Raw genomic sequence first — 20,639 nt, forward strand, 5'->3', positions numbered from 1 at the left:
TTATTTCATTCATCTACTACTTTATCATGATAAAGTAATGAAGTGAAGAGGTGTACAGAAATGACTTCATTCATTTATAATCCCGCACTGATCCGCCAGAAACAGCTTGAAGTCGAGTTCCTGTCGTTTTTCCACGGCAACGGGTTCGATATCATCGACTTGCCGGTCGTGGAAACGTTCGACTGGCCGGGAATGACAGAAGACGACTTGCGGCTGATGCCCCAGCGTGAATCCTGGGTACAGAACGGTACCGTCCACGCGTTGCGGCACGATTGGACCAACGCGATTGTCCGCTATCTCCATAAATACAAAATCGACGCTGAGCGGGCTGTTTACTCCGGCCCGGTTTTCCACTCCGGTACAGAAACCCGCCAACTCGGCATGGAAGTATTTTCGGAAAGCACATCCCGCCAGCAGGAAGGGCTCTCACTCCTGATCAGATTCATGGATGAGCGCATGGCGGACCGCCCGAAAACCGCGGTAATCAGCCACTACGCGCTTCTCCCGGCAATCCTGGGCGACGAGAAGGTTGCGGACCCGGCAATCCGGCGCGCGTTGTCCCAGCGGAGCACGTCCGCATTGCGCCAACTGCTCGGAGACCATCCGCTGCTTGACCTGATCGGCGACCAGCCGGAATCACAGGTCCACAAACTGCGGTCGACGTTCCCGGAAATCCGCCAGGTACTCGAAGAACTTACCGGATGGGAAGAAACCCTCCGTGAAGCCGGCGTCGAAGCCGTCTATCCGGACATCACCGCCCTTCCGTCCCAATCGTACTATGACGGCGTGTTCGTCCGTCTTTACGGCGCCGGACGAACGACACCGGTCGCCTCGGGCGGACAGTACACCGCCCGCTCCAAAGCATTCGGAATGGGGATTTTCTATTGACCGGCCGCAAGTTTTCTCTTTCGGCACCAATCTAAACTCTTAAGTGCAAACGGGCAGCCTGCCCGACAAACGCATAGACAAAGGATGATTCCATGATTACGATTGCACTCTCTAAAGGCCGCCAGCTCAAGGATTTCCTCGCCTATCTGGACGAAAACGGCCATCCCCGCTGGCACGGCGCACTCAAAGCCGCCCAGCGCGAACTGCTTGTCGAGGCAAACGGCATCCGCTTTCTCCTCGTAAAGGGAGATGACGTTCCGATCTATGTCGAGGAAGGCATCGCGGATCTCGGCATCACAGGGAGCGACATCCTCGCCGAGTACGACGCAGACGTGAACGAGCTGCTGGAGCTGCCGTTCGGCTACTGCCACTTCGCCATTGCTTCGAAGGAGGAGCTCCCTGAATACCGGACAATCGCCACAAAATATGTCAACTACTCCCGTTCCGTCTTTGAGCGGTCCGAAAAGCCCGTCAAGATTATCAAGCTGAACGGCTCGGTCGAGCTTGCAGCAGTGATCGGCATGGCTGATGCAATCGTCGACATCGTCCAGTCCGGCGAAACGCTCCGGATGAATGGCCTTCAGGAGCGTGTCCGTCTCGATGAAATCAGTGCGCGACTGATTGCGAACAAGCATGCGTTTTTTACGAAATCAGCGGAAATCCGCTCATTTATGAACGAATTGAAGGTGAACTGAATGCAGACCGCACAACAATTCAAGCAATCCTACCGCCCTGCCGGTGAGGACAACCACGACATCGCAGGCAGAGTACTGGACATCATCCGCGACGTCCGCCAAAACGGAGATACGGCCCTTGCCCGCTACACCAAGCAGTTTGACGGCGAGGGCTCGGAAGTCCGGAAAATTTCGGCTGAAGAACTGAAATCTGCATATGAATCGATTTCGGCAGAACTCCGTCAAGCCCTCATCGCCGCTAAGGAAAACATCGAAGCGTACCAGTCCAAGATCAAATGGCAGCCTGCTGAACCCGAGGGCTTTTATCCCGTATTCCATCCGATCGGCCGAGTCGGCATCTACGTGCCCGGCGGCAAGGCGAATTATCCGTCGACGGTCCTCATGACGGCAATCCCCGCGAAAGTTGCGGGCGTCCGGAGCATCACCGTTGTCACCCCGCCCCCGGGCAACTCGGCAACCCTTGCCGCCTGTTACCTGTGCGGCGTCGACCATGTGTATACGGTCGGCGGCGTCCAGGGCATCGCCGCTCTCGCCTACGGGACGGAGACAATCGAACGGGTCGACAAGATCTGCGGACCTGGGAATGCGTACGTCGCGATGGCGAAAAAGCTCGTTTACGGCGATGTCGGCATTGATTCCGTCGCGGGTCCAAGCGAGCTTGCGATCGTCGTGGACAAGTCGTCTAATGCAGAGTGGGCAGCGCTCGACCTGCTTGCACAGGCAGAGCACGATGAGCAGGCACGCACCTATCTCATTTCTCTGGACCGTGACAAGCTTGAGGAAGTCGGGCGGCTTGCTGTCCGGTTTGCCGAGGAAGCGCCGCGAAGCGAAATCATCAAAAAGAGCCTCACAGACAATCACTGGGCGATTCTCGCAGAAAACCGTGACGAAGCGGTGGAACTCCTGAACTTCATCGCACCGGAGCACGCAGCCGTGCAGACGGAAGATGCCGAAAGCTATGCGGAAGACGTGACCAATGCCGGCGCCCTATTTGTCGGCGGGTATTCCCCGGAAGCGGTCGGCGACTATTCTGCCGGGCCAAGCCACGTGCTCCCGACCGGAGGCAACGCCCGCTTCCAATCAGGCCTGTCCGTGAACGATTTCCTGACGGCGAATGCGGTCATCCGCGTTGATCAGGCGGACTACCGCCGCTATGCCGAGGCAGGAATCCCGATTGCCAGGGCCGAAGAACTGTATGCACACGCGGCTTCGATGGAAGCCCGCCTGAACGGAGGTAGTGACGACTGATGGCAAGTTATGAACGCAAGACCAAAGAAACCGAAATCCGCATGGAACTCAATAAAGGAACCGGCGAATCCTCAATCGCAACGGGCGTCGGATTCCTCGACCATATGCTGACGCTGTTCGCATTCCACTCCGGCCTTGAAATCGATGTTGAAGTGAACGGAGACACCCAGGTCGACGATCACCATACGACGGAAGACACGGGCATCGTGCTCGGCCAACTGCTCCGTGAAGTGATGGGCGACAAATCCGACATCCGCCGCTACGGCACCTCCTATGTCCCGATGGACGAAACGCTCACCCGCACCGTCATCGATATCAGCGGACGCCCTTACCTGAGCTTTAATGCGGAGATCTCCAGGGAAAAAGTCGGCACCTTCGACACCGAGCTGACGGAAGAATTTTTCCGCGGTCTCGTCATGAACGCGGGGCTCACCGTCCACATGGACCTGATCCGCGGCGGCAACGCCCACCACGAGATCGAGTCGTTCTTTAAGTCGTTTGCACGCGCGCTGCGCGAAGCGATGCAGCCGGGCGACGGACGGCTTGCTTCTACGAAGGGGCTCCTTGCATGAACACTCGTGAAACAGCTGCTGCAGAACTGACGGACGGACGCCGCATCGCCATCGTCGACTACGGCCTCGGCAATGTCGCGAACGTCCGGCGTGCACTGGAATTCCTCGGCCACCGGGTGGAGCTGACGAAGGATCCGGATGTGCTCCGCGGGGCGGATGTCCTCATCCTCCCGGGCGTCGGCCACTTTGCCGATGCGATGAAGCGGCTCGAAGCCGATGGGCTCATCCCGTTGCTGACCGAACTCAAAGAAGAAAAGCCTTTCATCGGAATCTGCCTCGGCATGCAGCTTTTGTTCGAACACAGCGAGGAAGGAGATGTCGACGGGCTCGGGTTCATCCCCGGTGCAATCACTCGGATTGAAACCCGCCTCCCGGTCCCCCACCTCGGCTGGAACGCACTAGCAAGTGACCGGCCTGAACTGGACGGCAAGGACATGTACTTTATTCACACCTATAAAGCGGCACCCGGGCCACACACGGTCGCGACAGCCGACTACGGCGGCGAGACTGTCACAGCGCTCGTGCAAAGCGGACAGCTGATCGGCATCCAGTTCCACCCCGAAAAAAGCGGGGACGCGGGACTCATATTGCTGCAGCAGGCCGTAACCGGAGGGTTTAGAGAGAAAGAGGAGGCATCCGAATGATCGAGATTTGGCCGGCGATAGACATTATCGATTCACAGAACGTCCGCCTGACTGAAGGCGACTATGATACAAAAGCGGCGATGGGCCGCACCCCGCTTGAAGCGGTGGCCTTTTACTCCGAACAGCCGCGTGTCGGGCGCATCCACACTGTTGACCTGATCGGAGCAAAAGAAAAAAAGCCCGCTGAGATGGACCTGTTCCGCGATATCATCAGGGCTACGCAGATCCCTGTCGAAATCGGTGGCGGCATCCGCTCCGAACAGACGATCCAAGAATACCTCGACATGGGTGCAGGCTATCTGATCATCGGCACAAAAGGCTTGACCGAACCCGGCTGGCTGATTGAAATGAGCCGGAAATACCCGGGCAAGCTGATGCTCGGACTGGACGCCCGCGGCGACAAAGTTGCTTTGAACGGCTGGCTTGAAACCGCAGAGACCACCGTTTTTGAAATGCTGGAACGCCTGGACGGAGCTGAAATCGGAGGCGTCATCTATACCGACATCGCCCGCGACGGCCGCATGGAAGGACCGAACGTGGAAATGACCGGCAAATTGGCGAAGGCTTCGAAATGGCCGGTCACCGCATCCGGAGGCGTCCGGAACGGCAGCGACCTTGCCGCTCTTGAAGCGGAAGGTGTTTTTGCTGCGATTGTCGGAAAAGCGGCAAATACGGATGAGTTTTGGGAGAGCATCCGGTGAAGGCTCGGCGAACTGAATGACGAGATTGGGCGCGTGAATGACGAAACTGCGGGCCCGAATGACGAAACCGATTGTGTGAATGACGAAACCGGACTCTTCAACAATAAAACAGGTACCAATATGCAGATGAAAGGAGTGTCACCATGATCAAAAAACGCATCATCCCCTGCCTCGACGTAAAAGATGGCCGGGTCGTCAAGGGCATCAACTTCAAAGGGCTCCGCGACGTTGGAGACCCGGTGGAAATGGCCGCCCGCTATAATGCGGCAGGCGCTGATGAACTCGTCTTCCTCGATGTCTCCGCAACTGACGAAGGCCACGACCTCATGCTCGACGTCATCAAGCGCACGGCGGAGGTGCTGTTCATCCCTCTCGCCATTGGCGGAGGCATCCGTACGGCGGACGATATCGGGCGCCTGCTCAAGGCGGGTGCTGACAAAGTCAGCATCAACTCCGCGGCACTTGCCCGTCCTGAGCTGATCCGCGAGGCGGCGGAACGGTTCGGCAGCCAGTGCGTCTGCCTGTCGGTAGATGCCGGCTGGGACGAGGAAGCGCAGGACTGGTTCTGCTTTACCCACGGAGGCAAGAAAAAAACTGATATCCGCGTTCTCGACTGGGTCACCGAAGGCGAAAAGCTGGGTGCCGGGGAGATCCTCCTGACTAGCATGGAAGGCGACGGAACGAAGGACGGTTTCGACCTCCCCCTCTTGAAAGCCGTGGAAAAAGCGGTCACCATCCCGGTCATTGCATCCGGCGGCGCCGGGAGTGCCGATGACTTTGTCGAGCTGTTCCGCGAAACAGATGTGTCTGCAGGCCTTGCTGCATCCATCTTCCACAACGAAGAAACGACCGTCGGTGAAGTGAAATCCCTCCTATCGGATGCCGGCATTCCGGTCCGCCTGACGGCCGGAGGTGTGCCGAATGAAGCCTGACTTTTCCAAGGGGCTCATCCCGGCAGTGCTCCAGCACTGGACGGACCACACCGTCCTCATGCTCGGCTACATGAACGAGGAAGCCTACGAGAAGACGCTTGAAGACGGCGTCGTCTGGTTTTACTCCCGCAGCAAGGAACGCCTCTGGAAAAAGGGCGAATCCAGCGGACATGTCCAGCGTGTCAAATCGATGACGCTTGACTGCGACGATGACACCCTCCTGATCCAAGTGGAACCGATGGGCCCTACATGCCACACCGGAACGAAAAGCTGCTTCGGTGATGAACCTGCTTCCCCGCTTCTTTCGCTCGAAGCCATGATCCGTGACCGCCAGGCAGAATCGGATGAGGGCTCGTATACCAACTACTTGCTCGGCAAGGGGCTCGACAAGATTGCCAAGAAATTTGGCGAGGAAAGCTTCGAAGTCGTCATTGCGGCGATGAAGCGCGACCGAGAAGAGCTGAAAAACGAGACCGCCGACCTGCTCTATCACCTGTTTGTCCTGCTGCATGAGCAGGGCATCGATTTCAGTGAAGTCGAGCAGGTGCTACATGAGCGCCATTCCAAGAAAAACAACTTCAAGGGTGAGCGGCAGGACGTGGAGAACTGGTGAGTCGCTGACATATCGGAGTGAAACGTTGCGATACTAAGCTGAAACGTTGCGATACTCCATTGAAACGTTAACAAAATGCAACTCCATCTAAAAAGGACCGGCAGCCGCCGGTCCTTTTCGTTGTATCCCGTCTTATGCCTTCGCTTCTTCCGCTTTCGGGCGAAGCGTATGTTTCAGAACCTTGCCTGAAGCATTCCGTGGGAGCACATCCAGGAACTCTACTTCTGCAGGGAGTTTGAATTTCGCGAGGTTTTGGGCGCAGTATTCGAAAATCTGCTCCTCGCCGAGTTCCTTCCCTTCCTTAACCACCACAAACGCTTTTGGCACCTCACCATAAACCGGGTGCGGGACGCCGACAACTGCGGCTTCAAGCACTTCGGGAATCTGGAACAGCACTTCCTCCACCTCGAGCGGATAAATGTTTTCCCCGCCGCGGATGATCATGTCCTTTTTGCGGTCAACGATATACAGCAGCCCGTCCTCATCGGTGCGCCCGAGGTCGCCCGAATACATCCAGCCGTCCCGGATCGTGCGGGCGGTTTCTTCTTCGTTTTTCAGGTAACCTTTCATGACCTGAGGACCCTTCACAACGATTTCACCGACCTGCCCCGGCGGGAGCGTGCGCCCCTCTTCATCGACGACACGCACTTCCGTTCTCGGAAGTGCCTCGCCGACCGACCCGATCTTATCGAGAGCGTAATGGTCTTTCAGCGTCGTTGCTGCAGGCGTATTTTCCGTCTGGCCGTAAAGGTTCTGGACCTTCACGCCAGGGAAAATCTCTTTCAGCTTTTTCACGAGTTCGTACGGCATCGGTGCCGCGCCGTAGCAGAACAGCCGCAGGTCCGGGACATTGAGTTCCCCGATATCCGGACGGTTCAGGAGAATCGCAAACATCGCCGGCACACCAAAGAACATCGTCGCCCGGCTTTCCTCGAGTGTCTTCACTGTCCTGTCCGGCGAGAAGGCCGTCTCGATAATGAGCGAGCCGCCACTGACCGACACGGCGTTCATGAACACATGGCTTGCCGCGCAATGGAACAGCGGGGTCGTAATCTGCATCTGGTCAGCAGAGGTGACGTCCATCGCCTCTGCCCAGATTTCCGCCGTCTCCAGGAGATTCCGGTGCGTCAGCATGACGCCCTTCGGTTTGCCGGTCGTCCCGGACGTATACATGATGACAGCCGTCTCGTCGGCCTTCGGATCCACCGGTTCGGGGATGAGTGATCCGTCTTCGAGTATGGCATCGAACTCCCCGGAGACGCCAATCTCCAGAACTTCCCGGAAAGATACGCCCGTATCGTCCGCCGTTTTCCGGAGCACTTCGTCCACAATCAGCGACTTGGCTTCAGAGTGCTCGAAGATATAGCCGATTTCCCTGGCTGTGAGCTTCGTATTGACCGGCATGAGAATGAACCCGCCGAGCTGAACGCCGAAATAGGCGGCCACAAACGAGTCCGAATTTCCTGCAAGCAGCGCAATCACATCCCCCGGCTTATAGCCCTTCCGCTGGAAATAGGCAGCCACCCGTTCCGCCCTTTCCCGGAATTCCCCGTACGTCCACTCTCTTCCCTCGAACGAGGTATACACCTTATCGGGCTGTGACTTTCCGTACCCGACGACCTTTTGGGGCATGAACATAGGCATTCTCTCCTTTTTATCTGTTAGATAATTAAAACTATTCTATATTCCACAGATGGATTCCTGCCATTCACTCATCGTTTATGGTATTTCAAACAGTTTTTTGCTGGATTCCTTTTGCAAACAAAAAAGGCTATTCCCGCTCACACGGGATAGCCCTCATGATCACCAGTATCCCACTTCTGCCTTTGCCGGGGATGAATGTGCCGGGGTTGGTCTGTATTGCAGAACGACAGGGTCGCCTACACTCAGCCGGCCGGCAAGGCCTGTCACCAGGTCCACCGTCTGCTTTCCGACGTCAATCGAATAATGGATCTCCCTTCCCTGGTAAAGCACATTCCGAACCGTTCCGCGGATGCCTTCGCCGGTGCCGAATGCCAGTTGTTCAGGACGAAGCGGGCATAGGCCGGTTTCACGGAAGGCCGGTCCGACATCCGGAACGTTCCACGCGAGCTCTGGACTTCCGAACGGATGGAAGCGGCTGCCCTTCCAGTCCCCCGGTATCAGGTTCGCCTTCCCGATGAATGTCGCGACAAATGGGGTTTCAGGCCGGGAATAGATCTCTTCCGGTGTCCCTGCCTGCTCGATTTTGCCGCCGTTCATGACGATGATCCGGTCAGCCATCGCGAGTGCTTCATCCTGGTCGTGCGTGACATAGACGATGGATGTCCCTGTCTGGCGGTGGATCGTCTGGATTTCATTCCGCAGTTCAAGCCGGAGACGGGCATCGAGGCTTGAGAGCGGCTCATCCATGAGTAGAAGTGATGGGTTTGGCGCAAGTGCACGGGCAATGGCGACACGTTGTTTCTGGCCGCCTGACAGTTCTGACGGCATGCGGCTGCCGTATTGGGCAAGGCCGACCATCGAGAGCATCTGCCGGACCCTGCCGGCGTTTTCCCTCTTCAGCACTGGGTCGATAAACCGGTGGTGGCGGAGCGGGAAGGCGACCTGTTCGCTGACAGTCATATGCGGCCAGAGTGCGAATGACTGGAACACCATGCCAAGATCCCGTTTTTCGGGAGGTACGGCGATGCCAGCGTTCGCTACCGTACTTCCGCCCATCCGGATCTCGCCCGCGGATGGCGTCTCGAATCCCGCGATCAGCCGAAGGAGTGTTGTCTTGCCGCAACCGGATGGTCCGACGATGGCGACGAACTCCCCTTCACCGATCTCAAGGTCGATGCCTTTCAGTGCATCCGTCTCCCCGAATGTTTTCCAGATGCCGGCCAGTTCTGTTTTCATGGTGAATTCACCCTCCTATTCCGGATACGCAACAGCAGATGAGCCAGTCCGGCAATCGCTCCCATCAGAACCAAGACGACGGCCGAGTAGGCGGTAGAATGGGTCGTGTAGCCGGCCTGCTCAAAGTTGAAGATGATGATGCCGATCGTCTCGGAACCGCTTGACCAAAGAAGTGACGAGACGGTCAGTTCTGTAAGCGAAGTGAGCAGGACAAGCAGCGCTCCGCTCAGGATGCCGCCGGACAAAAGCGGCAGCAGGATTTTTCGCCACTTCTGTAGCGCTCCTGCACCCGAGATCCGGGCCGCTTCCTCCATGTCAGGCGATACCTGCGCCATCGCGGTCATACTGCCGCGTACCTGGAGCACCATGAAGCGTGTGACATAGGCGATCAACAGGATCCCGGCGGTGCCGTAAATGCCCGGATTCCATCCGGGTAAGGGCTCCATCCAGGCAAAAATCATTGCAAGGCCGAGCACGATGCCCGGAAGCGCATACGGCAAGCCCACTGAAAGCTCGATATAGCGCAAGGTCCCTCCCGGCCTGCGTGTTCTGAAATACGCAATCGCCGTTCCAAAGACCAGACAGATCAGGGAAGCAGCCACCGCAAGTTTCAGGCTCGTGCCCATGGCTTCAAACGACTTACCATAGTCGAACAGGACATACCGGTAATGGTCAAACGTCAGGTTTTCCGGCATGAACGGCAGGCCGTATGCCCGGATGACTGACGTCTTCAGCATGGAAAGGAGCGGCACGATTCCGGTTCCGAGCACGAACAGCCAGAGCGCGGCCTCTACTAGCGGCCGCCTTTTTCCAAGGCGGACCCTCGGCTCAGTGTCCGGAGCTGCCGTCCCGTCCGTTGCCGATTTCCTCAGAAGCAGCCATTGGAGCAGAGTGCCGGCAAGCGCGACAATCGCCAGGATCACCGACAGCGCGGCCGCCCGCGAGAATGCCCCCGGGCCGAAGCCGATGACTTCCTGGTAGATCGCCGTGCTCAAGACGGTGATGTTCGCCGGGATACCGAGAAATGCCGGAATGCCGAAGTTATCGAGATTCGACAGGAATGCGATCATCGCGCTGCCGACAATACCCGGCAGCGCAAGCGGAAGCGTCACGCGGCGCAGCACAGTGAGGCTGCCGCCCCCTCCCGCCCGTGCCGCCCATTCCTGCTCCTTAGGGATGCGCCGGAGCACATTCGCCGTGAACAGGTGGACAAGCGGATAGTGGGTAATTCCGAGGACAAAAATGATGCCGCCCATGCTGTACAGGTTGATGTCCGCAAACGGGACGTCCGAGGCCAGCTGTGTCCAGGCAATCGTCACAATATAGCTTGGAATGATGAATGGCAGCAAGATCAGCACCTGCAGCACCTTCTTCATCCTGATGTCCGTATAGGCGGCGAGCCACGCTGTCGTCACTCCGAGCGCCAGAGAAAGACCCGTCGAACCCGCCGTGACGATCAGCGTGTTCAGAAGCATCGTCCACGTGCCGGATTCATTGAGAAGTGAGCGGTAATGGACAAGCGACATCCCGCCCTCTTCCACGAAGCTCATATAAAACAGGCGGATGACCGGGACGACGAATAATAGCGTAACGAGCAGCACCGAAAGCCATAGCGGAACGTTCTTCAACAGAGAAGAGCGGCGTCCGGCCCCAGCCGCCTGCCGCCCTCCGTCATTCAGGGTGATCTGTGTCATCGTACCGCCCCCATTATTCTCCGAACAGTTCCTTGAACTCGCGCTTGTCGTCATTACGGCCGTTGCTCAGCTCGTCAAGCGGCGCGGTCAGGACGTTCATCTCGTCGATGGATTTCAGTCCTTCAGGTGCATCGACACCTGTACGGATCGGTGTGTATCCGAGTTCTGACGCCAGCTTCTGGCCTTCTTCAGACAACACGAAATCGATGAACGCCTTTGCCGCGTCTTCATTGTCCGTGTCCTTGATCATGCCGATCGGTTCCGTGATGACCGGTACACCCTCTTCCGGATAAACGAGGTCCACCGGCGACCCTTCCGCTTTGGCATTGGCGACGATATAGTCCACGACCATGCCGTATGTTTTCTCTCCGCTCTGGACCGCTTTCAGCGCCGCGCCATTCCCCTGGACGACTGATGTTCCGTTATCCTTCAATGCTTGATAGAAGGCCCAACCGAAGTTGTCCTGACGGGTGAAAACCCCTGCGTTGTAAGCGGCTGCCCCGCTATAGAGCGGGCTAGGCATGATTGCTTCTTCTTTCGAAGCGGTGTCCGTCAGCACATCCCATGAATCCGGCAGCTGTTCCGTTTTTTCCATGTTGACGGCGAGGACAGTCGCCATCACTTTCGTTCCTGTATATGTATGGTCCGGATCGACGAAGTCTTCAGGAATCGCTTCGAGCTCTCCCGATTCGTACGGTTGCAGAAGATCCTGCTCCTTAAGACCCTCGAATGTTACGCTGTCGGCAACCAGAAGGACATCGGCCTGGACATCGCCGGCCTGCTCCTCCGCCAGCACCTTGCCGATGACTTCTTCCGTACCGGACCGGAAGACGTTCACATCCACATCCGGATGCTGCTCATTAAACGCATTCACCAGCGCAGTCGCATCCGTATCCGGCTGGGACGTGTAAAAGTCGAGCGTACCGCTTACTCCTCCGGCATCCGATTCTGATTCGGCATCCGTTCCCGAGCATGCGGCAAGCATCAGGCTTGCCGCAACCCCCATCGTCAGCATCGTCTTGTTCATCTTCATCTCTGTTTTCCCCCTATCGGTGTGATCTGTTCTTCACTGTGACCGGCGGCAAGGCCGATCTTCGATACCGTTATGTACCCTTCCCGCAGAAGGTGGAAGTCACTGTCCGGCCGTGAAGGCTCGAGCCATGCCTGACGGTCCCGCAGCCAGTAGAGAACTCCGCCTTCCGGCTGGTCCGCCGTCATATGGCGGTATCGGTCCAGGGAAAAGTCAGGGACGGCTTCCGCGATTCCCGGGCAGGCCGACTCCGGGATGGCGGGCAGGTTGATATTCAGGAGGCCCTCGATCGCTCCCTCTTTTCTGAGACTGGACAGCGCCGCGTAGAACAGGCCCTTCGCCGCCCCAAAATCAGGCTCCGACGCATCGTGGCGGTCCAGTGAAACGGCAAGAGACGGAATGCCTGTCAGGGAACCCTCTCTCGCCCCGCCGATCGTTCCGGAATAATGAATGTCTCTGCCGATATTGGCCCCTGCGTTAATGCCCGAAACTACACAGTCCGGCTTTTCTTCAAACAGGACACCGAGCGCCAGTTTCACGCAGTCCACAGGTGTACCGCCAACAATGGCGTAAGCCGGTACGTTTCCACCAAAAATCGTCATCCGCTCCGCCTTGAGCGGTTTCCGGAGCGTGATGGAATGACTTGCCGCGCTCCGTTCCCCGTCCGGCGCCACCACCGTGACTTCTCCGAAATGCTGGAGTACGTCCACGGCAGCGGCCAGGCCCGGGGCAAAAATCCCGTCGTCATTCGTCACCAGGAATCTCATGCATGATTTCCTCCATTCCGAATAACCCGTTCTTTTTCAGATACTCCACATTTTCTTTGAGCATTCCCGACTCCCCCAGATAATCGAATCCTTCAATCACCCGGATGATTTTCCGCTCGGCCGCTGCCCGGATGGCCGGCTTCACATCTATCTTTCCCTTGCCGAGTGGGACATGGAAGCGGTTGGCCGTGGCATCGCTGACATGAAGCTTGCCCACACGGCAGAGCGCATTCATTTCAATAAACGGGGAACGCGAAAACGGCACATGCGCCGTGTCGACCGTTACCGTGACAAACGGCGAGCGGTGGCGGACAAGCCGGTTCATCGTCTCCGGTCCCGTGACCAGTTCCCGGTCCCGATCTTCCATCATCTCGACGGACAGGGGCACCCCTTCCCGGATTGCAATCCTCTCCAGCCGGTCAAGCGAATGCTGCATTTTCTCGAGGTGCCATTCCGTCCAGCGCTCATTGACTGTGATCCGGCCCGGATGAATGGTCACATCTTCCGCGCCAAGGTCAGCAACCAGTGCGACCGAGCGCTCGATCTCCGCCAAGGACTGCTCTCGGATGCCCTCATTAAGCGAGCAGATGTTGAGGTCCCAGCTTGGCGCATGCAGAGTCAGGCCGAGCCCTGCATCCATGAGCACTTCCTTTACTGCATTTATCCGGAACCCCGAAAAACGGAACTGTTCTGTCCACAGTTCGACACCGTCGAGGCCTGCGGCCGTGAACTTGTCCGCGATCTGTCGGATCGTCCCGCCCCAGAGAAGTGTCGAGGATCCATACCAGTCCCTGCTCATCGTGACACCTCAGAGACCGGCATGATCTGGCTGAGCCAGCTGTGCACATCCTCTTTGTCGTAATCGACGGAACCCGGCAGCTGCGGATTGCGCGTGACCTCACCGTGGAAGTCGCTGCCTACGCTTTTCAGGAGCCCAAGCCGTTCCGACTCTGCCCACCACTGGACCGTCTCCAGTTCGGAGTGGCCGGCATAATACACTTCAATGCCGTCAAGCCCTTCATCCGCGACACGATCAATGCTGAAACCGAACCGGTAAACTCCCGGGTGTGCGAGGAAGGCGAAGCCGCCGCACTCATGAATCAGGGAAATCGCCTCTTCGGATGAAAACGTTTCGCGCTCCACATAGCCGGGGCTTCCTGATGCGAGCAGCCTGTCGAACGCTTCTTCTACATCATGGAAATACCGGTGCTCCACGAGGACTTTGGCAATATGCGTCCTTACGATCACGCCGCCTTCAGCTTTGGACCGGCAGTCTTCCCAGCAGATGTCGTAGCCCATCCGGTTCAGACGCCGAACGATTTTCCGGCTCCAAGACTCGCGTTCCTGACGGCGCCACTCGCAGTGCGCAGTCATCAGCGGATGGTCCGGGTCAAAGCCGTAGCCGAGTATGTGCAGTTCGCCGTTCGGTCCGTACGTGTTCAGCTCGATTCCCGGCATCACCCGTACGCCTGTACGCTCTTCATGAACTTTCGCTTCCGAATAAGCGCCAACCGAGTCATGGTCCGTGATGGCGATACAGGAAAGTCCCTGGATTGCTGCCAAATCCATCAGTCCGCGCGGGGTCCGTTCTCCGTCCGAAAACACCGAGTGCATATGCAGGTCCACCTTCATCCGAAGCACCTCCTGTGATTAACTCCGATTTCATCTTAACGCCCGAATGTTTTCAGAATGTTAAGCTGCTGTTGAAGTTCGTAAAGGAACGGTTAAGATGGGAATATGTCGGGCTTCACCTTTTTCGGGCCGACTTGTGAGTTTGAAGATTAGGCAGCCGAGTTTGAAGATTAAAGGCCAATATGTGAAAAGTAGTTAGCCGCCCCCTTAAATGCACACAGAAAAACCCGGGTCAGCCGCTCTGACCCGGGTTTTGCATTTCTTCCTTTTTCAATTCTTCCGCCATGGCAGACAACCGCTTTTTATCGATTTTCCCGATATCGGTCTTCGGCAGCTCTTCCACAAAGAAGAAATCTTTGGGCACCTTATAGCTTCCGAGCGTCCGCGCGCAGTGGCTCAGCAGTTCTTCGGTTTTGGGAACGTTCGCCGGATGGGCCACGACAAACGCCACGACCCGCTCCCCCCACTTCCGGTCGGCAGTTCCAATGACCGCAATTTCCTTGACTCCGTCATGGCTGATCAGGCACTGCTCGACCTCCTGCGGGTAGATGTTCTCCCCACCTGAGATGATCATTTCCTTTTTCCGGCCGACGATAAAGTGGTCCCCTTCTTCATCACGGCTGGCAAGGTCGCCTGTGCTGAACCAGCCATCCCGCAAGGAATCTCGGGTAGCCTCATCATTGTTCCAATAATGGGAGAACAGGTGGCGGCCCCGCAGTTGGAGTTCTCCCACTTCACCGGAGCTGCACAGTCTTCCTTGTGCGTCGACGATGCGGACTTCATTGAACTGCATGCTTTTCCCGACGGCTCCCCTTTTCTTCATTGCCGTATCGGCATCGATGATGAAATTATTCGGGCCTGCTTCCGTCATGCCGTACCCTTCCCTGAAGCGGACGCCCTTTTTCCGGTAGGCATCGTACACGGTTGAAGGGCACGGCGCGCCTCCGGACAGGAAGACATCAACAGAGGGAAAGTCGGTTTCCCAGAACAATTCGGTATCAAGCATCGCCTGGTGCATCGTCGGGACAAACAGGGAAATGGTCGTCCGGTGGTCATTTAGCGCCCGTATCGCCTCTTCCGGATCGAACTTCCGGCCGATGACGACGGTACCGCCGGCCATAAGAACCGGGAGGCTAAGTGCATTCAGGCCGCCAGTGTGGAAAAGCGGCATGTAGTTGAGCGTGCAATCGCGACCCGACAGATTCCAGCTGATGATTGTGTTGATGGCGTTCCAGTTGACCGATTCGAATGTGAGCACAACCCCTTTGGGGCGCCCCGTCGTCCCTCCCGTATAAATCATCATCCACGGATCATCCAGGCGGCTCGGTACGTGTTCTGAACGGAGGTTCGCGGATGTTGCCTGGCCGGAATCAAGCGGGCCGAATGGAACGCCGAGCCCGGCTGCACGGCCGGCGTGGTCGTCATCGTGCAGCAAAATCGACGGCCCGCTGTCGCCCACAATGTACCGGAGCTCGCTTTCACTGAGCCGCCAGTTCATCGGTACGTAAATCAGCCCCCTGCCTGCGCAGGCAAACAGCACGGCGAACAGGTCGATCCGGTTATGTGACAATACCGCGACCCGCTCCCCTTTCCGGAGACCGGCCGAACGGAACCGTTCCATATAGGCGGCCGTCCTGCCGGCAAGCTCCCCATAGGACCAGCGCTGTCCGGTATGTACATCGACAAGGGCCGTGCTGTCCGGCGTGATTTCCGCCCGCTTCATGATCCATCCGTGATCCGGGTACATTCCGCTCTCCTCCTTTTGTTACATCATGATGCCGCCGTCCACCTGGAGCACATGGCCGTGCACATAGGCGGATTCATCCGAAGCCAGGAACAGATAGGCATTCGCAATATCTTCCGGTTGGCCGAGCCGCCTGAGAGATATGCCGCCTTCCATCTGCTCAATCACCTTCTCCGGCATTTTGGCGACCATCGCCGTCATTGTGAAGCCCGGGGCGACGGCGTTGACATTGATGCCCTTGCGGCCGAGCTCTTTTGCCCACGTCTTCGTCATGCCGACAACCGCCGCTTTGGACGCGGCGTAGTTGGTCTGCCCAAAGTTGCCGTAGACGCCGCTTACAGACGAAGTGTTGATGATCTTGCCGCTTCCCTGCTCCGTCATATGGGCCGCGACTGCCTGCGTGCAGTTGAAGACACCTGTCAGATTGACATCAAGCACCTGCTGCCACTGTTCTGCGGTCATCTTCATGAGCGTCGCATCCCTTGTGATGCCGGCATTGTTGACAAGCACGTCTATACGTCCGGAGACGCTCAGCGTCTCCTTCACCATCTGGTCGACACTTTCACGGTCGGCGACGTTCACACGGATAAACCGGACGTCCAGGCCGTCTGCCTTTAGCTGCTCTTCCGCTTCCCGGCCCGCCTGTTCGTCAAAATCAGCCAGGATGACCCTGGCCCCTTCTTCCGCAAAGCGTCTGCCGGCGGCAAGACCGATACCGTTCGCGCCGCCCGTGATGATCGCTGTTTTCCCTTCAAGCCTCATGCTGCTTCACCTTCTCTGCCAAGAATGTTTCAATGGATTTCTTTAGTCCGTCCAGGTCATCGACCAGCGGGGAGTGGCCGTTGTCTTCCAGGGAGACGAACACCGCATTGTCCCCGAGGTCCGCCATGATTTCATCCGCCATCTCCTTGGTGACTACCAGGTCCCGGTCACCGCGCAGGACGAGGACTGGTATCCGGATGTCCTTTGCCTGATCGGTCCCTTCCGTCAGTCCATTGTGGGCGTTGCTGATGTTGAACGTATTCAGCGCGTGATATACGTCGGCCAGATTCCGCTGTGTCAGCATGTCGTCGACATACATGTCATAGCGTTCCGGATCCGGCTGCCGCTTTGTATAGATCGCCGCATTCCAGACCGCTTTCAGACCATCCCTGTTTTTCGTATCGTACAGCTCTTGCATCGGCTTCGTCTTAGCCGGGTCCGCTTCGATTTCTTCGATGGTCCGGAGACGCTTTTCCGGATCCGGGCTCCCGTCCGGTTTCACGCCGTAGAACGGATACCCCCGTGTCGAGGCAGAAGCCAGGAGGACCAGTTTTTGGACCGGGTCCGGGTGGTCTGCCGTGAACTGCATCGCCACCGCTCCGCCCGTCGACCAGCCCGCCAGGCTGAACTTCTCGAGGCCGAGCTGTTGCGTGAAGTCATGCAGGTCCTCCGAGAAATCCCTGATGGATGTGATCCTCTTATTGTAGGAGGATTCGCCAAACCCCCTCAGATCCGGCGCAATGACCGTGTACATCGGATCGAGCGCATCAATCAGGATGTCCCAGTGCTTCGAGGATGTCATGTTTCCGTGGACCAGCACGATGACTTCATCACCGCCCGGCCGCTCCCTGTAGGTGATCGTCTCGCCGTTTCCGAGTCTGACTTCTTTTAAAGCCAATCCAAATTCCCCCTTGTCATTCCGGCCCCCACCTGACTGTCATCGCACCCCACGCATAGCCGATCCCGGCGCTGACCAGTACGGCGACGTCTCCATCTTTCAGCTTTCCCTGCCGCTCCGCGAGTTCCAGCGAAAGGATCTGGTCGAACTGGCCGATATGGCCATAATCATCCAGGTAAACAGATTGGTCATCGCTCAGGCCGAGCTGGCCGAGGACATAGTCATGAGCGGACCGCTTCATATGGAGGATACCGAGATAATCGATATCGGCATCCGTATAGCCGCTCTTCGCCAGCGATCCCCGGATTACCTTCAGAAAGTTCTCCATCGACCGTTGTGCCAGCCGCATCTTCATCCCTTCCGGATCCAGGACATCCAGACGGTAAAGGCCGTCACGGAGAGATTCTTCGGTCAGCGGCTGCATCGTTCCGCCGACCGGCACGACGACATCCTCCGAAAATGATCCGTCCGTGATGATGTCTCCCTGAAGAACGGTGTTTCGCCCCAGGTCTTTGCGGAGGATCATCGCCCCGCCACCTGCCGCCAGGTTGAACATGAACCGGGTCCGCTCATTGCCATAGTCGATGAAGTCACCATTTCGGTATCCGCCGGCGAGAAGCACCGTCCGGATGTCCGGGTCCGACTCCATGAGGGCAGCGGCCACCTTCATCGCCATGATGGTCGTCCCGCACCGCATGGCGGCATCAAACCCCCATGCGTGATGGGCACCGAGTTCTTCCTGCATCTTGATCGCGGCGGTCCAGAGCGGATATTCCTTGTGCTCTTCGCCGATATAGATGATGAGGTCGATTTCCTTCGCGTCAATCCCCGCTTTGCGGATCGCCTCCCGTGCGGCCCTGATGCCCATCGCCGCCGTATGATCGTCCTTTCCCGGTACGGGAATCCGGTTGATGCCGAGTTTTGTCCGGACCACCTCTTCCGGAAGGCCGGTCATCTCCGCCAGCTGCTGCGCATCAAAGTAGGTTTCCGGTATATACATTCCCGTGCTTAAGATTCCGACTGACATGGCTCTGCCCCTTTATCCATTTTCTTCTGCCTTGGCCTTCAGGACCGGCTGCTTCGCCCGGATCGCGGCTTCCCGCTTGCCGAGGCGCTTTGCCCTGATCTGCCGGAACCAGCCGACGATCCCCTGCGGGAAGAAGATCACCGCCAGGATATAGACGATTCCGAAGAAGATGATCCACCGCTCGAAAATCGGGTAGTCACGGGCAAGTCCCGACAGGTAATGTTGTGCAAATTCGATGACAGTGGCACCGAGGATCGGTCCGATCAGTGTGCCCACTCCGCCGATGATCGTCATGAGCAGGGCATCAAGCGTGATATCCATCGTCATGACACTTGTGTTGACGAAGCGGAGCGAGACCGAATAGAGCGACCCGGCAAGGCTTGCAAACACGCCTGCGACGACCGATGCCGTCACTTTGTAGTGAAGTGTCTTGTATCCGAGTGACGCTGTCCGCTGTTCGTTCTCCCTCACGGCGATGAGCACGCGGCCCATCGGCGAGGCGACAAAACGGGACAGGATCAGATAGACGAGGACCAGGCAGCCGAGCGCCGCCAAATAGAACATCGTCCGGTCCTGGAAAAGCTCAGGAGCGCGGAAGGTAAATCCGTCATTTCCGTTCGTGACCGTCCGCCACTTTTCCGCAGCGACCAGGAACAGTCCGGAAAGCGCCAATGTGAACATGGCATAAAAGTGGCTTTTCAGCCGCAGCGTCAGCAGCCCTGCAATAAAGCTGAGAATGCCTGCGATCAGCATCCCCGCCCCGACCGACAGGATGAACATGCCGAGCGTCGGCTCCATCCGGTCCAGTATGACCGCAGTCGTGTAGGCACCAACACCGAAGAACATCGCGTGGCCGAACGAGACGATGCCTGTGTAGCCGAGCAGGATGTCATAGCTCATCGCCAGGATGGCGAAGATGAAGATCTGCGTCAGTAAAATGGTCATCGTCCTGGAGTCCGAGAAAAACGGGAAGGCGGCAAGCACTGCAGCCAGGATGATCAGCCAGAAGTTCTTTCCTTGAAGTTTGGATATCATCAGTCATGCCTCCTTTGCCGTGAATAGTCCCTGCGGCCTGAAGATGAGCACGACTGCCATCAGGATCATGTTCACCGCGAGAGACAGCGACGGGACGAAGTAAGCCATATAACTCCCGGCAAGCCCGACCAGGATGGCCGCCAGAAGTGACCCCGGGAAGCTGCCCATTCCGCCGATCACGACGACGATAAATGCGAGTATGGCAAATTCAAGCCCCATCTCCGCATACACAACACCGGAATAAGGTGCCATGAGCGCTCCGGCCAGCGCCGCGAGCGCAGCCCCCGCCATGAAGACGTACAGGAAGACTTTATTGATATCGATGCCGAGTGCCTGCACCATCTCTTTGTTGATGACGCCGGCCCTGACGATCAGCCCGATCTTCGTCCGTTTCAGGATGAACTGGACGATGGCGAATACGATAATTCCGATGAGGATGATGAACAGGCGGTATTTGATCAGGATGACACCGCCCACCTCCCAGCTTCCCGAAAGGTAATCGGGTGTCTTCGCCGCGATCTGATTCGGCCCGAAGACGACTTTCAGCATTTCAGACAGGACGAGCATGAAACCGAGCGTGATCAGGATCTGCTGGACATGGTTCCCGTACACGGGTTTGATGATCAGCTTCTCTGTGATAAAACCGAGGACAATGCCCGTCAGGATCGCGCCGACAACGGAAATGATGAAGCTTCCGGTGATCCCGTAGAAAAAGACGCCGCTAAAGGCTCCCCAGGCGAACAGTCCGCCGTGGGCAAAGTTCAATACGCTCATCAGGCCGAAAATGAGCGTCAGTCCGGCTGCGAGCAGAAAAATCAGCATGCCCGTGGCAAGTCCATTGACTGTAAGATTCATTAGTAAACCCATTTACATTGCC

The 20,639-nt window shown here is 57.4% G+C and carries 21 protein-coding genes; 8 read left to right on the forward strand and 13 right to left on the reverse strand.

What is annotated here, in order from left to right; all coding sequences use genetic code 11:
- The first annotated feature begins 60 nt into the window (after positions 1-60).
- From BMX91_RS02445 to hisIE, 8 genes are all read left to right on the forward strand, one after another.
- The gene (locus tag BMX91_RS02445) at positions 61-888 is read left to right on the forward strand and encodes an ATP phosphoribosyltransferase regulatory subunit (RefSeq protein ID WP_092049522.1); all 828 of its coding nucleotides are present in this window, start codon (positions 61-63) and stop codon (positions 886-888) included.
- Positions 889-980: 92 nt separating this feature from the next.
- On the forward strand, positions 981-1,583 hold the full coding sequence (gene hisG, locus BMX91_RS02450; RefSeq protein WP_092049524.1) for an ATP phosphoribosyltransferase: 603 nt from the start codon (positions 981-983) through the stop codon (positions 1,581-1,583).
- Complete coding sequence (gene hisD / locus BMX91_RS02455) at positions 1,584-2,831, forward strand: histidinol dehydrogenase (protein WP_092049526.1); 1,248 nt, start codon at positions 1,584-1,586, stop codon at positions 2,829-2,831.
- Positions 2,831-3,403 (forward strand): imidazoleglycerol-phosphate dehydratase HisB, encoded by a 573-nt coding sequence (gene hisB / locus BMX91_RS02460; RefSeq protein ID WP_092049528.1) that lies wholly within the window; start codon positions 2,831-2,833, stop codon positions 3,401-3,403. The genes hisD and hisB overlap by 1 nt, the downstream gene beginning before the upstream one ends.
- Positions 3,400-4,047 (forward strand): imidazole glycerol phosphate synthase subunit HisH, encoded by a 648-nt coding sequence (gene hisH, locus BMX91_RS02465; protein ID WP_092049530.1) that lies wholly within the window; start codon positions 3,400-3,402, stop codon positions 4,045-4,047. Before hisB ends, hisH begins: the two co-directional genes overlap by 4 nt.
- On the forward strand, positions 4,044-4,748 hold the full coding sequence (locus BMX91_RS02470) for a HisA/HisF-related TIM barrel protein (protein WP_092049532.1): 705 nt from the start codon (positions 4,044-4,046) through the stop codon (positions 4,746-4,748). Before hisH ends, BMX91_RS02470 begins: the two co-directional genes overlap by 4 nt.
- Positions 4,749-4,891: 143 nt before the next feature.
- Positions 4,892-5,680: an imidazole glycerol phosphate synthase subunit HisF gene (hisF, locus tag BMX91_RS02475; protein WP_092049534.1), complete on the forward strand. Its 789-nt coding sequence runs from the start codon at positions 4,892-4,894 to the stop codon at positions 5,678-5,680.
- On the forward strand, positions 5,670-6,293 hold the full coding sequence (gene hisIE / locus BMX91_RS02480) for a bifunctional phosphoribosyl-AMP cyclohydrolase/phosphoribosyl-ATP diphosphatase HisIE (protein ID WP_092049537.1): 624 nt from the start codon (positions 5,670-5,672) through the stop codon (positions 6,291-6,293). Before hisF ends, hisIE begins: the two co-directional genes overlap by 11 nt.
- Before the next feature lie 132 nt (positions 6,294-6,425).
- On the opposite strand, the gene BMX91_RS02485 is transcribed toward hisIE, so the two are convergent.
- From BMX91_RS02485 to BMX91_RS02545, 13 genes are all read right to left on the reverse strand, one after another.
- Positions 6,426-7,931, reverse strand: a complete 1,506-nt coding sequence (locus tag BMX91_RS02485) for a class I adenylate-forming enzyme family protein (RefSeq protein ID WP_092049539.1) — start codon at positions 7,929-7,931, stop codon at positions 6,426-6,428.
- A gap of 165 nt (positions 7,932-8,096) precedes the next feature.
- A complete protein-coding gene (locus BMX91_RS02490) occupies positions 8,097-9,173 on the reverse strand; it encodes an ABC transporter ATP-binding protein (protein WP_092049542.1) in 1,077 nt (358 codons plus the stop codon).
- On the reverse strand, positions 9,170-10,867 hold the full coding sequence (locus tag BMX91_RS02495; RefSeq protein WP_092049544.1) for an ABC transporter permease: 1,698 nt from the start codon (positions 10,865-10,867) through the stop codon (positions 9,170-9,172). Before BMX91_RS02495 ends, BMX91_RS02490 begins: the two co-directional genes overlap by 4 nt.
- A 13-nt stretch (positions 10,868-10,880) precedes the next feature.
- On the reverse strand, positions 10,881-11,900 hold the full coding sequence (locus tag BMX91_RS02500; protein WP_092049547.1) for an ABC transporter substrate-binding protein: 1,020 nt from the start codon (positions 11,898-11,900) through the stop codon (positions 10,881-10,883).
- Positions 11,897-12,664, reverse strand: a complete 768-nt coding sequence (surE, locus tag BMX91_RS02505; RefSeq protein ID WP_092049549.1) for a 5'/3'-nucleotidase SurE — start codon at positions 12,662-12,664, stop codon at positions 11,897-11,899. Before surE ends, BMX91_RS02500 begins: the two co-directional genes overlap by 4 nt.
- Positions 12,642-13,463, reverse strand: coding sequence for a sugar phosphate isomerase/epimerase family protein (locus BMX91_RS02510; protein WP_092049552.1), 822 nt, complete (start codon positions 13,461-13,463; stop codon positions 12,642-12,644). Before BMX91_RS02510 ends, surE begins: the two co-directional genes overlap by 23 nt.
- Positions 13,460-14,296, reverse strand: coding sequence for a PHP domain-containing protein (locus BMX91_RS02515; protein ID WP_092049554.1), 837 nt, complete (start codon positions 14,294-14,296; stop codon positions 13,460-13,462). Before BMX91_RS02515 ends, BMX91_RS02510 begins: the two co-directional genes overlap by 4 nt.
- Positions 14,297-14,528: 232 nt before the next feature.
- Positions 14,529-16,043 carry an acyl-CoA synthetase gene (locus BMX91_RS02520; protein WP_092049557.1) on the reverse strand — a complete coding sequence of 505 codons (1,515 nt, stop codon included), beginning with the start codon at positions 16,041-16,043 and terminating at the stop codon, positions 14,529-14,531.
- Between the two features lie 18 nt (positions 16,044-16,061).
- On the reverse strand, positions 16,062-16,802 hold the full coding sequence (fabG, locus tag BMX91_RS02525; RefSeq protein WP_092049560.1) for a 3-oxoacyl-ACP reductase FabG: 741 nt from the start codon (positions 16,800-16,802) through the stop codon (positions 16,062-16,064).
- On the reverse strand, positions 16,792-17,700 hold the full coding sequence (phaZ, locus tag BMX91_RS02530; RefSeq protein WP_092049562.1) for an intracellular short-chain-length polyhydroxyalkanoate depolymerase: 909 nt from the start codon (positions 17,698-17,700) through the stop codon (positions 16,792-16,794). The genes fabG and phaZ overlap by 11 nt, the downstream gene beginning before the upstream one ends.
- 16 nt (positions 17,701-17,716) lie before the next feature.
- Positions 17,717-18,727, reverse strand: coding sequence for a 3-oxoacyl-ACP synthase (locus BMX91_RS02535; protein WP_092049565.1), 1,011 nt, complete (start codon positions 18,725-18,727; stop codon positions 17,717-17,719).
- A 12-nt stretch (positions 18,728-18,739) separates the two neighbouring features.
- The gene (locus BMX91_RS02540) at positions 18,740-19,762 is read right to left on the reverse strand and encodes a branched-chain amino acid ABC transporter permease (protein WP_092049567.1); all 1,023 of its coding nucleotides are present in this window, start codon (positions 19,760-19,762) and stop codon (positions 18,740-18,742) included.
- Positions 19,763-19,765: 3 nt separating this feature from the next.
- The gene (locus BMX91_RS02545) at positions 19,766-20,629 is read right to left on the reverse strand and encodes a branched-chain amino acid ABC transporter permease (protein WP_092049570.1); all 864 of its coding nucleotides are present in this window, start codon (positions 20,627-20,629) and stop codon (positions 19,766-19,768) included.
- Positions 20,630-20,639 lie beyond the last annotated feature (10 nt).

It is taken from the genome of Bhargavaea ginsengi (assembly GCF_900109165.1).
Lineage (GTDB): Bacteria > Bacillota > Bacilli > Bacillales_A > Planococcaceae > Bhargavaea > Bhargavaea ginsengi.

Bases quoted from the DNA above. Each gene is read 5' to 3' on its own strand.
- BMX91_RS02445 (WP_092049522.1), top strand. From the start codon at position 61: ATGACTTCATTCATTTATAATCCCGCACTGATCCGCCAGAAACAGCTT.
- hisG (WP_092049524.1), top strand. From the start codon at position 981: ATGATTACGATTGCACTCTCTAAAGGCCGCCAGCTCAAGGATTTCCTC.
- hisD (WP_092049526.1), top strand. From the start codon at position 1,584: ATGCAGACCGCACAACAATTCAAGCAATCCTACCGCCCTGCCGGTGAG.
- hisB (WP_092049528.1), top strand. From the start codon at position 2,831: ATGGCAAGTTATGAACGCAAGACCAAAGAAACCGAAATCCGCATGGAA.
- hisH (WP_092049530.1), top strand. From the start codon at position 3,400: ATGAACACTCGTGAAACAGCTGCTGCAGAACTGACGGACGGACGCCGC.
- BMX91_RS02470 (WP_092049532.1), top strand. From the start codon at position 4,044: ATGATCGAGATTTGGCCGGCGATAGACATTATCGATTCACAGAACGTC.
- hisF (WP_092049534.1), top strand. From the start codon at position 4,892: ATGATCAAAAAACGCATCATCCCCTGCCTCGACGTAAAAGATGGCCGG.
- hisIE (WP_092049537.1), top strand. From the start codon at position 5,670: ATGAAGCCTGACTTTTCCAAGGGGCTCATCCCGGCAGTGCTCCAGCAC.
- BMX91_RS02485 (WP_092049539.1), bottom strand. From the start codon at position 7,931: ATGTTCATGCCCCAAAAGGTCGTCGGGTACGGAAAGTCACAGCCCGAT.
- BMX91_RS02490 (WP_092049542.1), bottom strand. From the start codon at position 9,173: ATGAAAACAGAACTGGCCGGCATCTGGAAAACATTCGGGGAGACGGAT.
- BMX91_RS02495 (WP_092049544.1), bottom strand. From the start codon at position 10,867: ATGACACAGATCACCCTGAATGACGGAGGGCGGCAGGCGGCTGGGGCC.
- BMX91_RS02500 (WP_092049547.1), bottom strand. From the start codon at position 11,900: ATGAAGATGAACAAGACGATGCTGACGATGGGGGTTGCGGCAAGCCTG.
- surE (WP_092049549.1), bottom strand. From the start codon at position 12,664: ATGAGATTCCTGGTGACGAATGACGACGGGATTTTTGCCCCGGGCCTG.
- BMX91_RS02510 (WP_092049552.1), bottom strand. From the start codon at position 13,463: ATGAGCAGGGACTGGTATGGATCCTCGACACTTCTCTGGGGCGGGACG.
- BMX91_RS02515 (WP_092049554.1), bottom strand. From the start codon at position 14,296: ATGAAGGTGGACCTGCATATGCACTCGGTGTTTTCGGACGGAGAACGG.
- BMX91_RS02520 (WP_092049557.1), bottom strand. From the start codon at position 16,043: ATGTACCCGGATCACGGATGGATCATGAAGCGGGCGGAAATCACGCCG.
- fabG (WP_092049560.1), bottom strand. From the start codon at position 16,802: ATGAGGCTTGAAGGGAAAACAGCGATCATCACGGGCGGCGCGAACGGT.
- BMX91_RS02535 (WP_092049565.1), bottom strand. From the start codon at position 18,727: ATGTCAGTCGGAATCTTAAGCACGGGAATGTATATACCGGAAACCTAC.
- BMX91_RS02540 (WP_092049567.1), bottom strand. From the start codon at position 19,762: ATGATATCCAAACTTCAAGGAAAGAACTTCTGGCTGATCATCCTGGCT.
- BMX91_RS02545 (WP_092049570.1), bottom strand. From the start codon at position 20,629: ATGGGTTTACTAATGAATCTTACAGTCAATGGACTTGCCACGGGCATG.